This window comes from Ruminococcus sp. RTP21484sp1_RTP21277st1_D2_RTP21277_210401 (genome assembly GCF_040924225.1).
Classification (GTDB): Bacteria; Bacillota; Clostridia; order Lachnospirales; family Lachnospiraceae; genus Blautia_A; species Blautia_A faecis.
Window position 1 is genome coordinate 23,848 of sequence record NZ_JBCOMJ010000002.1, and the last position, 12,582, is coordinate 36,429.

Below are 12,582 nucleotides of genomic sequence, written 5' to 3' on the forward strand. Positions count from 1 at the left end.
AACACGCTCTGCGAGTTTTACCTCTATGATTATTTGTTACTGTTCATTCCGTGACCAGTAACGATTATTTTTCTGAATTACTCTCAGACTTATGCTTCACTACGGCGGAGGATATCATAAACCTCTGCCTCACCGCCAAGATCTACAAACAGCTTCTGCTGCGGATGGGGAGCGCTTTCTACGGAATTGCCCTCCTCATCATAGATAGCTTTTACAGGAACCAGAAGATTGGTTCCATCCGGTTTCATGATCTCGATCATCTCTCCTACTGTAAACTTGTTTCTCTGTGTAATCTGCACATAGCCTCTCTCATCTACAGCTTCTGCAAATCCCAGATACGTATACCCCTTCTCATAGGTATTATTGTCATAGATCTGTGCTTCCTCGCTTGGTTTGCCATAAAAGAAGCCAGTTGTAAATTTACGGTAAGTGCAGCCTGCGATCTGCTCCTGATACCAGGACATGTTTGCCTGATATTTGGCCGGATCTTCCAGATAATCATCAATAGCCTTGCGGTAAGTACGTGCGACAGTTGCTACATAAAGAGCTGTCTTCATACGACCCTCGATCTTCAAACTGTCGATTCCGCTTGTGAGAATGTCATCCATGTGCTCGATCATGCAAAGATCCTTGGAATTGAAAATGTAAGTACCACGCTCATTCTCATAAACCGGCATATACTCTCCGGGTCTCGACTCTTCCACAATGGAATATTTCCAACGGCACGGATGTGTGCAGGATCCCTGATTGGCATCTCTTCCTACCAGGAAATTGCTGAGAAGACAGCGTCCGGAATAGGAAATACACATCGCTCCGTGAATGAAAGTCTCAATCTCCATATCATCTGGAATATTGGCACGGATCTGGCGAATCTCTTCTAAAGAAAGCTCACGGGCAGTTACCACACGCTTCGCTCCAAGCTTGTACCAAAAGCGATAGGTTTCGTAATTAGTGTTATTTGCCTGGGTACTGATATGACGCTCAATCTCCGGACAGATTTCCTTGGCATAGGTAAAAATACCAGGATCAGCGATGATCAAGGCGTCCGGTTTTAATTCCTTAAGCTCTTTCAAGTACTCTCTTACACCAGCCAGATCATAGTTATGCGCAAGAATATTCACTGTCACATAGACTTTTACACCATGCTCATGGGCAAATGCAATTCCCTGCGCCATCTCTTCTTTTGAAAAATTGCGGGCCTTGGCACGAAGCCCAAAAGCCTCTCCTCCGATATAAATAGCGTCTGCTCCGAAAACCGTGGCAATCTTCAGAACCTCAAGACTGCTTGCCGGAACTAATAATTCTGGTTTACGCATATGACTCCTCTTTCTTTACACTGATGGAGGCTCCGTCTCCTAACGGAAGGATGGAGGTCTCCAGCAGCGGATTGTGCTTCAGTTCATAGAGATACTGACGCATACGCTTATAAATGGTACGATTGCGTCTCTCTACAAGATAATGGGATTCGATAATGTCCCCTTCTTGAAGAACATTATCAGAAACAAGAACGCTGCCCTTATGCATTAATCGAAGCACATCCGGCAGCCAGTTCATATACTGCCCCTTGGCAGCATCCATAAAAATAAGATCATAAGTTCCAGTAAGTTCTTTCAGGATCTCTCCTGCATCCCCGGTAAGGAACTCTATCTGGGATTCCCGTCCTGCCTTCCTGAAATTCTCTCTGGCAATAGGGATCCTTTTTTCATAATTCTCAATTGTTGTTATTTTCAGATTCTCAGGTCCATATTCGCACATCAGCAGAGTGGAAAAACCTACTGCCGTTCCGACCTCCAGTATTTTCATCGGCCGGGTTGCTGCAAGAAACATTTTCAGAAAGCTCTGCATTTCCTTGCGGATAATGGGAACCCTTCCTGCAAGTGCTTCTTTTTCCAGTTCTTCCAGAAAAGGAGTATTCCCCATATCAAGAGAATTGATGTAAGTGCGCATTCTCTCCTCTACGATCACTGTCCGGACTCTCCTTCCCCTGCAGTTCCATCAGCTGCCTGAGTATCTGCTGTACCATCTGCACTCTGGGTATCAGCTGTATCAGTTCCTGCATCTGTAGTCTGAGTATCTGTCTGGGCCGCTGTATCAGCTGCTGTGGCACTATCCTGCGTAACACCAGTCTGCTCCTCATCACCAGCAAGAATACCCATAATACGTGTAGGAGTGTAAGCTGTACTTAACAGATAAGTTCCAGCCTGCATCTGTCCCTTATATGTAGAAAGTTTCTCCTGTGCAAAGAACACCAGACTGTCGTCGATCAGTCCCTTGCTTTTCAGGATCTTGGCTACATCATACGTGGATGAGCCTTCCGGAATCACAACTGTCACTTCCTGACCTGCTCCCGGGCTGACTGCCTGCTGGTTAAAAACATTGTAGCCAAACTGATAGGCCGACTTGCCAATCCAGAAAATCAGCACTGCAACACAGACGTAAAAAGCAGTACGAAAAATTCCACCAGCTACAAAAAGCCCTGCTTTTCCCACCTGATCTCTTGTATTACCCATGTTTCCTCCTTATAACTCAGGAATGTCCAGATCGATTCCCTCTGTAAGTGTCCTGCATATCTTCTGCATAAGTTTACAAAGAGCAAGCTCCGCATCAAGAAATGCATTTACAAGGGGATCTCTGCGCAGCTCCCTGGATTCTCTGTTGAGCTGCTCCGTTCCCCGGAACAGCTCATCTCTGTTTGCTTCATTCTGTAGTCTGAAATTGTTTCCTCTGAATGCATTCACACGGTCCATAAGCTCCGGGTTCTCCTTCAGAAGATCTCTGTATTTCTCAAATTCCTGATATTCCTCACTGTTCTGTACAGCTGCAAGAAGTGCATCTATACAGTCTTTTATCTCGTTCATCGCGCCTCTGCTTATGCCTCCATAATGATTGGAAGGATCATCGGACTTCTCTTGGTACGTTTCCATACGTAGTCGCTGAGTGCATCCTTCACTGCTGCCTTAATCTTACTCCAGTCTGTGATACCTTTATCCAGACATCCGTCAAGAGCCAGCTCCACCACTTCTCTTGCATGATCCATAAGGTCTTCTGACTCTCTTACATACACAAAACCTCTGGAAACAATATCCGGTCCTGCCAGTACCACATTGCTGTGTCTCTCTAATGTCATGACAACAATCATAATACCATCTTCGGAAAGATGCTGTCTGTCGCGAAGTACAATATTACCAACATCTCCGACTCCAAGACCGTCTACAAGAATTGCACCTGTGTGTACGGAACCAGTAACAGCCGCACTATTCTCATCAATCTCCAGAACATTTCCGGATTTCAGAATAAAAATATTGTCCTTGGAATATCCAAGTTCCTCTGCAACAAGCTTCTGGGCAGTCAGATGACGATATTCACCATGTACCGGAATTGCATATTTCGGCTTCACAAGGGAGTAGATCAGCTTAATCTCCTCCTGGCAGGCATGTCCGGATACATGTGCATCCTGGAAAATAACCTTTGCACCTTTCATGGAAAGCTCGTTGATAACCTTGGATACAGCCTTCTCATTACCTGGAATCGGATGAGAGCTGAAAATAATTGCATCATTAGGTTTAATGGTAATCTTCTTGTGGATATTAGCAGCCATACGGGAAAGAGCAGCCATGGACTCGCCCTGACTTCCTGTAGTGATCAGAACAAGCTGCTCATCCGGATAGTTCTTTACCTGGTCGATCTCGATCAGAGTCTGGTCAGGAACACGCAGATAGCCAAGTTCTGCGGCAGTGGTAATAACATTTACCATACTGCGGCCTTCTACTGCCACTTTACGTCCAAATCGGTATGCAGTATTGATGATCTGCTGTACACGGTCTACATTGGAAGCAAACGTTGCAATAATGATTCTTGCAGTCTTATATTCATTAAAAAGATTGTCAAAAACATGACCAACTGTACGCTCAGACATGGTAAAGCCCGGACGTTCCGCATTTGTAGAATCGCACATAAGGGCAAGAACGCCTTTCCGTCCGATTTCCGCAAATCTCTGCAGATCAATGGCATCCCCAAATACAGGGGTATAGTCCACCTTGAAGTCACCTGTGTGCACCACGATTCCCACAGGAGAATAAATAGCCAGTGCAGATGCATCCTGGATACTATGGTTCGTCTTAATAAATTCAATAGCAAAATCACCAAGATTGATCACCTGACCGTGTTTTACTTCTTTTAACTTGGTAGTCTTAGTCAGATTATGCTCTTTCAGCTTGTTGCTGATCAGCGCAAGAGTCAGTTTGGTGGAGTAGATCGGTGCATTTACTTCCTTCAGTACATATGGAAGCGCACCAATATGATCCTCATGACCATGGGTGATCACAAATCCTTTCACCTTGGAAATATTCTCTTTCAGGTAGGTAATATCCGGAATTACAAGATCGATTCCCGGCATGTCATCTTCCGGAAAAGCGAGTCCGCAATCTACTACTACTATACTATCTTCATACTCAAAAGCTGTAATATTCATTCCAATCTGCTCCAGACCACCAAGTGGAATGATCTTCAGCTTGGATCCACTGTTATTTTTGCGTGGTCGCTTTAAGGCAGGCTTGCCCTGACTGCGGAACTGAGGTTTATAATTTCCCTTGACCGGCTTATCCTGTCCTTGTTTCTGACCATCTTTTCCGTCCTTTTTCGGCTGTGCCTTATATCTGTAATTTTTATGTCTGAAATTTGGTTTTCTTGTTCCGTTTCCGACTGCCGGAGTCCTTTGTCCGTTGTTGTTCATTTCATTTTCCGTCTTCAATCAATCTATCCTCCATTTTGCGCACTTTATCCTCCAAACTCACGCTACCAGGATAAAGCGACTTTATTTTGTTTCGGCTGGTAACTGTTCAGTAACTTCACAATTACACGCTTCACGATGCACAAAAAAACATGCAAAGCATGATTTCGCATCACTGTTCACGATCTGCCCAGCAAATTATTACATTTCAAGATCTACGTCGTCCAACATCTGTTCAAATACTTTGGAAATTGCCATCAGTTCTTCATCATCTTCTACCATCTCATAGCTGGCTTCTTCGCTTCCCTCTTCTGAAACATCTTTCATAATATAGGCGTTCGCCTCGTCATCCTGTGAATCGGAAACCAGAAGATAAGTGATTCCTGCAACTGTAGTCTGTTCTTCCACAAAAAATTCTATAATCCCATCCTCGGATTGAAATTTAATTTTCTCCATTATTCTCATCCTTATTCATATTCATTCGGTCTAAGTATCCTTGTAAGATCAAAACCGCAGCCATCTGATCGAGAAACTGCTTCCTGTTCTCACGTCTGACACCGGTCTCCATTAAAGTACGCTCCGCTTCTGCCGTAGTCAGTCGTTCATCCCACATCACAACAGGCAGGCCAGTCCTCTTCTCCAGCTTTTCTTTAAACTCAAGAGATTTCACCGCCCGCTCGCCTACAGTATTATTCATGTTCTTCGGATATCCAAGTACAATACGCTCTACCTGATACTCCGAAATCAGTTCTTCAATCCGTGCCATCGTCTGGCGAAGCTTATTCTCCTGCTTGCGCCAGACAGTCTCCACACCCTGTGCGGTAAGTCCCAGTGGATCACTGACGGCAACGCCCACCGTCTTGGAACCGTAGTCTAATCCCATTAATCTCATAATCAGTATTCCCAGGATCTGTTCTTAATATACTCGGTCAGCAATTCCTCAACAAGTTCATCACGCTCAACCTTCATGATCATGCTTCTGGCACCCTTATGACTGGTGATATAAGTCGGATCACCGGACATAATATAGCCTACGATCTGATTCACAGGATTATAGCCTTTTTCTTCCATTGCGTTGTAAACCAGGTCCAGGATTTCTTTTACTTCAAGCTCCTGATCTGGTTTTGTTCTGAAATATTGTGTACTTCCCAGATTATTTTCTGCCATTTTTCTCACGTCCTTACGATTATTTCTTTTTTATTTTAATATAATTACGTGTAAATTACAATCCTAATTTTGCATTGCCTGTCATTTCCGCAATTGTGTGGTTACCGGTCACGACCTGCCCAGTAACCCGCTTCGCGATGCACAGAAATCATGCATTCGCATGATTTCGCGCTGAGATTCTCGGGTTTTCTGTGAACTTTGTTCACAAAAAACACCTCGCGGAACGTTACCAGTGAACAGTAATAATTATGTTACTGGTCACGCCCCTACAAAACCTGTACTTCTTCTCCCTGCAAAATATGTGGCTGCAAAGCTTCTTCCACTTTCACCGCCAGAATATCATTTACACCGTATTCCTCCGTTTTCAGCACCGCCACTTTCACATATTCTCTGGAATGTCCCAGATAATATGCTTTTCCATCAATCTCCACTTCCTCCTCCAGAAGTACCTCCAGAGTCTTTCCAAGAAGAGAAGTCTCATATTCTGCTGCACGCTTCTGGTGCAGCTCCAGCATTTTGTCACTTCTCACAGCTTTTTCTGCCTCTGTCAGCTGACCGGACATAGCCGCAGCCTTAGTTCCATGGCGACGGGAATATTTAAAAATATGGGTTTCATAAAAATGAATATCTTTCACAAAATCATAGGAAGCCTGAAAATCCTCTTCTGTTTCCATTGGAAAACCAACGATCACATCTGTTGTCAGCGCTGGATTTCCGAAATATTTGCGAAGAAGTTCACATCTTGCTTTATACTCCGCACTTCTATATCGTCTGTTCATTCTCTCAAGAGTCGTATCGCACCCACTCTGCAGGGAAAGATGAAAATGGGGGCAGACTTTTGGCATAGAAGACAACTCTTTTGCAAATTCTTCCGTAACGATTCCCGGTTCCAGGGAACCAAGGCGGATTCTCTGAATTCCTTCCACTTCATTTACTGCCTGAATAAGAGAAAGCAAGGTTTCTTTATTGTCCTCAGGAAAATCCACTCCATAGGAGCTGAGATGAATTCCTGTGAGCACCACTTCTTTGTAGCCGACTTTGGCCAGCTTGTGCACTTCATTTAAAATATTCTCTTTTTCCCTGCTTCGCACGCGGCCTCTTGCATAGGGAATGATACAATAGGTGCAAAACTGGTTGCAGCCATCCTGCACCTTAATATAAGCACGTACATGCTCAGCTGTGCGGCTGATTTCCAGTTCTTCATATTCCTTTGTCTGATTAATCTTAATAATATGAGCCTGACGCTGGTGTTCTTTTTCAAAATCAGTCAGAACTTCCACAATATTTTTCTTCTGGTTATTTCCAAGTACCAGATCCACTGCTTCGTCCTTTTCCAGTTTTCCCTCGTCAGTCTGTACATAACATCCTGTTGCTACTACCACCGCATCCGGGTTCATCTTTTTCGCCTTGTGAAGCATCTGACGGGACTTACGGTCTGCAATATTTGTTACCGTACAGGTATTTATTACGTAAACATCAGCACCTGGTTCAAAAGGTACGATTTCATACCCTGCCTGTTCCAGAAGCTGCTGCATAGCTTCCAGCTCATAAGAGTTTACTTTACATCCAAGATTGTGTAATGCAACCTTTTTTTTCATTCTTTCCTCCAAAACTAGTACCGTCCACACCATGCAGGATAACCCCTCCGCAATGCACTGAATTCATGTAAATACGTGATTTTGTGCCGCACTTCCCGGATTTTCAGTAAATTTCATTCACGAAAAGCATCTCGCGGAATATTATCAGTACACAGTAATGTTGTAAATTTTTTATACATTTTCACTAATTCTGCTGCCATTTTTTTTCTTTTTTCACCTTGACTTTTATCCTGCCTACAGGTAATATGAGTACTGTAAAGCAAACTACTAACAATCCAAGGGAGGTTATATCACAATGAAAACAGCAAAAATCTCACTTAACTCTATTGATAAAGTGAAAGCATTTGTAAACGAGATCAGCAAATTTGACTGCGACTTCGACCTGGTATCCGGAAGATATGTGATTGACGCTAAATCTATCATGGGTATCTTCAGCCTGGATTTATCCAAACCGATCGACCTCAATATCCATGCTGATGGAGCTGCTCTTGACAGCGTTATGGAAATCATCGACAAATATACAGTTGAATAATTAAATATTCGATTGTCAGAGGAACTGTTCACAGTTCCTCTTTTTGTTTTTTCGATGATTTCATGCAGTCTCTGAGTACTTTTCCACTTTTTTACTGGATTTCAATCACTTCTGCAGTGCTAAGTGCCGCTTCCATCAGTTCATCAATTTTCTCAGCCAGCTTCTCCTCCGACTTACGGATCACATTCAGATTCGGCTTTGTAACCGGATGCTTTGCGACGAAAATAGTACAGCAATCTTCATATGGAAGAACAGAAGTGTCATAAGTTCCAATCTCCCAGGAACGCTCTACAATTTCCTGTTTATCAAACCCAATCACCGGACGATATACCGGTAATGTGCACACTTCATTCGTTGCAGCAAGACTCTGCAGGGTCTGGCTTGCAACCTGTCCAATGCTCTCACCGGTAATAAGTCCAAGACAGTTATCCTTCTTTGCAAAATACTCTGCAATTCTCATCATATAACGGCGCATAATGATAGTAAGCTCATCATGTGGGCACTGATCGTAAATGTACAGCTGAATGTCTGTAAAGTTTACTACATGAAGTCTGATCGGTCCACTGTATTTTGCCACCAGCTTCGCCAGGTCCACAACCTTCTGTTTCGCACGCTCGCTGGTATACGGCGGAGCATGGAAATAAACGGCTTCAATCTTAACTCCTCGCTTTGCGATCATATATCCGGCCACCGGGCTGTCAATTCCGCCGGAAAGAAGCAGCATTGCCTTTCCATTGGTTCCAACCGGCATTCCGCCAGGTCCCTTGATGCTCTTGGAATATACATAAATTTTTTCACGGATCTCAACAGAAACGGTAAGTTCAGGCTGATGTACATCCACCTTTGCCTCCGGAAAAGCATCCAGAATGCTTTCACCGATTCTTGCACTTACTTCCATGGAATTTACCGGATAGGACTTCTTTGCACGTCTTGTATATACCTTGAAGGTGCCGTGATAATCCGGATGTACATTCTTCATGTACTCCACAACGTCAGAGCGCATCTGCTCAAATCCTTTGTCCTCGTAGATCACTACCGGACAGATATAAACAATACCGAATACTGTTTTTAATGCAGCTACAGCCTCCTCAAAATCGTATTCCTCCGGACAGAATACATAAACACGGCCCTGCTCCTTCACAACGCGGTAATCGCCCTCTATCTTAGAAAGAGCAATATTCATCTGCTTCACAAGGGCATCTTCAAACAGATATCGATTTTTACCCTTGATAGCTATTTCTGCGTATTTTATTAAAAATGCGTGAAATATCATTTGATTTCCTCCTGTTTCTTTATTTTATGCGGCTGCCGGACTTTCCCCGGCGCTGCATTTCATTCTTCTTTTCCTCACTGCATCAGTGTCTGGAATATCTCCGAAGCATAGGCAGTACCTGCCCGATCACTTCCAATGCATAATCCACTTCTTCAAATGTATTTTCCTCTGAAAAACTGAATCTCAGCGTACTTTCTCTTTGGGCTGCTTCCATTCCCATTGCACTTAAGGTTCCGGCAGCTTTTCTTTTGTGGCTGGAGCAGGCGCTTCCGGCTGAAACATAAATGCCTTTTTCTTCCAGAGTATGAAGCAGCACTTCGCTTCTCACGCCCAGAAAGCTGGCGCTTAAGATCTGAGGTGCACCTTCTCTTATCTCCATTCCGTTGAGACGAACATCAGGAAGTTTCAGAAAACCTTCTGCAAGGCGTTCCTTCAGCTGATACATATGCTCAATTTTCTTATCAAAATCCGTGTAGACCATCTTTGCAGCAACACCCAGTCCTGCAATTCCAGGTACATTATCTGTACCGGACCGCATACCGGCCTGCTGGCCGCCGCCTAAGATCTGAGGCTGAATCCTGGCTTTCTCATTGATATATAAAAATCCTACACCTTTAGGCCCGTGAATCTTATGGCTGCTCACAGAGAGCATATCAATTCCTGCCTTTTTGGGATAAATACGGTATTTTCCAAATGCCTGGATCGCATCTACATGATACAGAGCCTTCGGGCTTTTCTCATGAACCAGTTTTGCAATCTCTTCCACTGGCATCACAGCACCAACCTCATTGTTTACATACATAGTAGATACCAGAATCGTATCCGGGCGCAAAGCTTTCTCTAACGCCTCCAGCTGAACCACACCCCTGTGATCTACAGGAACTATCGTCACCTCATATCCCATCTGTTCCAGGCGCTCTGCGGGCTGTCCTACAGCTGCATGCTCCACTGAAGTGGTGATAATATGGTTTCCGCTTCTTTTATTTGCATCCGCTCCGCCAAACAAGGCCAGATTATTTGACTCTGTTCCGCCAGAGGTGAAAATGATTTCTTTTTCATTTACCTTGAGAATTTTGGCAAGTATCTGTGCAGCTTCACGGACATACTTTTCCGCTTCCACACCTTTTAAATGCATGGCAGAAGGATTTCCAAAATCCTCTGTCATTGTTTTTACTACAATCTCTGCCACCTCAGGATAACATCTTGTGGTAGCAGAGTTATCAAAATATGCTTCCATTTCTTACTTTTCCTCTTTTTTTCCAGAGCATGTTAAAAAAAGGCTTTCTGCAAGATGTGCGTCACAATTTGCGGAAGCCTTTACCCGGATAAGGGCGCAGCAGCGAGCTGCGGCAGCCGAATTCGGGTGAAATATACCGCAAAGTGGGGCGTGCAGATTGCTGAAATGATTTTTCAAACAGGCTCTGGCACATCTTGCAGATTGCTAAAATATTTTTAAACAGACTCAAGCGTATACATCAGAATAGACAGCATGGTCATACCTGCTGTCTCTGTGCGCAGGATTCTTTTTCCCAGGGTCACCGGTTTCCCACCGGCTTCCATGGCATCTCTCACTTCTTCCTCCTCAAAACCGCCTTCCGGGCCAATAAAAATCCCCACAGATTGTCCAGGCTGAATTGCCGCCAGGATTTCCCGGGTCTCTTTCATACCTTGGGCAAGCTCATAAGGAATCAGAACCACATCCAGTCCTTTTGCAAAGGCAAGTGCTTCTTTCCAGTTCATTACATTTTTCACTTCCGGGATTAGCATACGCTTAGACTGCTTAGCTGCGCTCTCGGAAATCTGCTGCCATCTGGTAACCTTCTTCTGCGCTTTCTTTGCGTCCAGCTTCACCACACATCTCCTTGTTTCAACTGGAACAACAGCGTAAGCGCCAAGCTCCACAGCCTTCTGAATGATCAGTTCCATTTTATCCCCTTTAGGAAGTCCCTGGAACAAATAAATCCGGCTTGGGAGCTCATACTGGGATTCCTGGGCATAAAGGATATGAAGAACTGCGCTGTCCTCCTGAAATTCTTCTATGGTACAGTGATATTCCTTCTCACTGCCATCGCTGATCCACACGTCCTCACCAATGCGCATGCGAAGAACATTTTTCATATGGTTCAGATCCGGACCTGTAAGGGTGATCCTGTGTTCTTCCTCAAGGACCTGATAAGGCTCCACAAAAAAGCGCTGCATAATTATTCCTTTCTGGCTGTGACAGATACCCATTCTCCCTGATGGGTTACCTCAACCAGCTGAAGCCCGGCATCTTTCACTGCCTTTATCACTACTTCTTCTTTCACGTCCAAGATTCCAGAGGTGATATAGTAAGCACCCTTTTTCATCTGATTTACGATAACCGGTGTCAGAGGCACCAGTACATCAGCCAGGATATTAGCTGTTACAATGTCATATTTCTCATATCCAACCGTGTCCTGAACTTCTTTATCATCAATGATGTTTCCAATGAGCATGTCAAAAGTCTCATCCTTAATATCGTTAGCCTCTTTATTGTCTGCCACTGCCGGAATTGCACAAGGATCAAGGTCAGTTCCCACAACGTGAGCAGCGCCCAGCTTCAAAGCTACGATTCCAAGAATACCGCTTCCGGTTCCAACATCCAGCATCTGGGTGTCTTTTGTCACAAATTTCTTCAACTGACGGATTACCAGCTGGGTAGTCTCGTGCATGCCAGTTCCAAAAGCTGTACCCGGATCAATGTGAAGGATCATTTTGTCTTTATCCTCTTCCTTCACTTCTTCCCAGGATGGAACAATAAGAATGTCATCTACATAGAACTGATGGAAATATTCTTTCCAGTTATTGATCCAGTCTTTATCCTCTGTCTGGGATTCTGTGATAGTACCTTCGCCGATATCCATGTATCCGCGTACTTCTTCAAGGACAGCACGTACTTTCTCGAGAACAGGTGCAGTTTCTGTGTCCTCTTCCAGATAAAAATTCAGATAGGCAATTCCATCATCTGCTGGACCTTCCGGCATAATATCCACAAACATCTGCTCTTTATCTGTTTCGGTAAGGGGCTGTTTGTCCTGAATCTCTACGCCCTCAACTCCAACATCTGCAAGGGCAGAGATGATAACGTCTTCTGCTTCTGTTTTTGTTTTGATGGTAAAGCGATTCCACTTCATACTATTTCTCCAATCTTTTTATTGAAAGCTGTTTCTTCATAATCACAATATGGTATTTTTTAACATCTTTCAAAACTGTTGTTATCTGTTACTTTATTCTGATTTTTCAATTCACCTGACCAATTACT

The 12,582-nt window shown here is 44.0% G+C and carries 15 protein-coding genes; 1 reads left to right on the top strand and 14 read right to left on the bottom strand.

Annotated features, from left to right (window positions below):
• Nucleotides 1-89: 89 nt before the first annotated feature.
• The 9 genes from AB5706_RS01330 to mtaB all read right to left on the bottom strand — a co-directional run bounded on the left by AB5706_RS01330 (nt 90) and on the right by mtaB (nt 7,494).
• Entirely contained in the window at nt 90-1,316 is a 1,227-nt protein-coding gene (locus tag AB5706_RS01330; protein ID WP_173719318.1) for a peptidase U32 family protein, read from the bottom strand.
• Nucleotides 1,309-1,965 carry an O-methyltransferase gene (locus tag AB5706_RS01335; protein WP_118578540.1) on the bottom strand — a complete coding sequence of 219 codons (657 nt, stop codon included), beginning with the start codon at nt 1,963-1,965 and terminating at the stop codon, nt 1,309-1,311. The genes AB5706_RS01330 and AB5706_RS01335 overlap by 8 nt, the downstream gene beginning before the upstream one ends.
• On the bottom strand, nt 1,962-2,510 hold the full coding sequence (locus tag AB5706_RS01340; RefSeq protein WP_118578542.1) for an endolytic transglycosylase MltG: 549 nt from the start codon (nt 2,508-2,510) through the stop codon (nt 1,962-1,964). The genes AB5706_RS01335 and AB5706_RS01340 overlap by 4 nt, the downstream gene beginning before the upstream one ends.
• A gap of 9 nt (nt 2,511-2,519) precedes the next feature.
• Complete coding sequence (locus AB5706_RS01345) at nt 2,520-2,858, bottom strand: YlbF/YmcA family competence regulator (protein WP_148461290.1); 339 nt, start codon at nt 2,856-2,858, stop codon at nt 2,520-2,522.
• A gap of 11 nt (nt 2,859-2,869) precedes the next feature.
• Complete coding sequence (locus tag AB5706_RS01350) at nt 2,870-4,471, bottom strand: ribonuclease J (RefSeq protein WP_368368580.1); 1,602 nt, start codon at nt 4,469-4,471, stop codon at nt 2,870-2,872.
• Between the two features lie 459 nt (nt 4,472-4,930).
• Complete coding sequence (locus tag AB5706_RS01355) at nt 4,931-5,185, bottom strand: DUF1292 domain-containing protein (RefSeq protein WP_173735244.1); 255 nt, start codon at nt 5,183-5,185, stop codon at nt 4,931-4,933.
• Complete coding sequence (ruvX, locus tag AB5706_RS01360; protein ID WP_118578548.1) at nt 5,172-5,621, bottom strand: Holliday junction resolvase RuvX; 450 nt, start codon at nt 5,619-5,621, stop codon at nt 5,172-5,174. Before ruvX ends, AB5706_RS01355 begins: the two co-directional genes overlap by 14 nt.
• Before the next feature lie 2 nt (nt 5,622-5,623).
• The gene (locus AB5706_RS01365) at nt 5,624-5,896 is read right to left on the bottom strand and encodes an IreB family regulatory phosphoprotein (protein WP_021925017.1); all 273 of its coding nucleotides are present in this window, start codon (nt 5,894-5,896) and stop codon (nt 5,624-5,626) included.
• A gap of 266 nt (nt 5,897-6,162) precedes the next feature.
• Nucleotides 6,163-7,494: a tRNA (N(6)-L-threonylcarbamoyladenosine(37)-C(2))-methylthiotransferase MtaB gene (gene mtaB / locus AB5706_RS01370; RefSeq protein ID WP_173769827.1), complete on the bottom strand. Its 1,332-nt coding sequence runs from the start codon at nt 7,492-7,494 to the stop codon at nt 6,163-6,165.
• A gap of 295 nt (nt 7,495-7,789) precedes the next feature.
• Between mtaB and AB5706_RS01375 the strand changes: the two genes are divergently transcribed.
• Nucleotides 7,790-8,026, top strand: coding sequence for an HPr family phosphocarrier protein (locus AB5706_RS01375; RefSeq protein ID WP_021925019.1), 237 nt, complete (start codon nt 7,790-7,792; stop codon nt 8,024-8,026).
• A gap of 91 nt (nt 8,027-8,117) precedes the next feature.
• On the opposite strand, the gene thiI is transcribed toward AB5706_RS01375, so the two are convergent.
• The 5 genes from thiI to prmA all read right to left on the bottom strand — a co-directional run bounded on the left by thiI (nt 8,118) and on the right by prmA (nt 12,454).
• Complete coding sequence (gene thiI, locus AB5706_RS01380) at nt 8,118-9,299, bottom strand: tRNA uracil 4-sulfurtransferase ThiI (protein ID WP_173770628.1); 1,182 nt, start codon at nt 9,297-9,299, stop codon at nt 8,118-8,120.
• An 82-nt stretch (nt 9,300-9,381) separates the two neighbouring features.
• On the bottom strand, nt 9,382-10,536 hold the full coding sequence (locus AB5706_RS01385; protein WP_118578554.1) for a cysteine desulfurase family protein: 1,155 nt from the start codon (nt 10,534-10,536) through the stop codon (nt 9,382-9,384).
• Nucleotides 10,537-10,539: 3 nt separating this feature from the next.
• Nucleotides 10,540-10,713, bottom strand: a complete 174-nt coding sequence (locus AB5706_RS01390; RefSeq protein ID WP_442973249.1) for a DUF6783 domain-containing protein — start codon at nt 10,711-10,713, stop codon at nt 10,540-10,542.
• 38 nt (nt 10,714-10,751) lie between these two features.
• The gene (locus AB5706_RS01400; RefSeq protein WP_173716407.1) at nt 10,752-11,498 is read right to left on the bottom strand and encodes a 16S rRNA (uracil(1498)-N(3))-methyltransferase; all 747 of its coding nucleotides are present in this window, start codon (nt 11,496-11,498) and stop codon (nt 10,752-10,754) included.
• A gap of 2 nt (nt 11,499-11,500) precedes the next feature.
• The gene (gene prmA, locus AB5706_RS01405) at nt 11,501-12,454 is read right to left on the bottom strand and encodes a 50S ribosomal protein L11 methyltransferase (protein WP_173770629.1); all 954 of its coding nucleotides are present in this window, start codon (nt 12,452-12,454) and stop codon (nt 11,501-11,503) included.
• Nucleotides 12,455-12,582 lie beyond the last annotated feature (128 nt).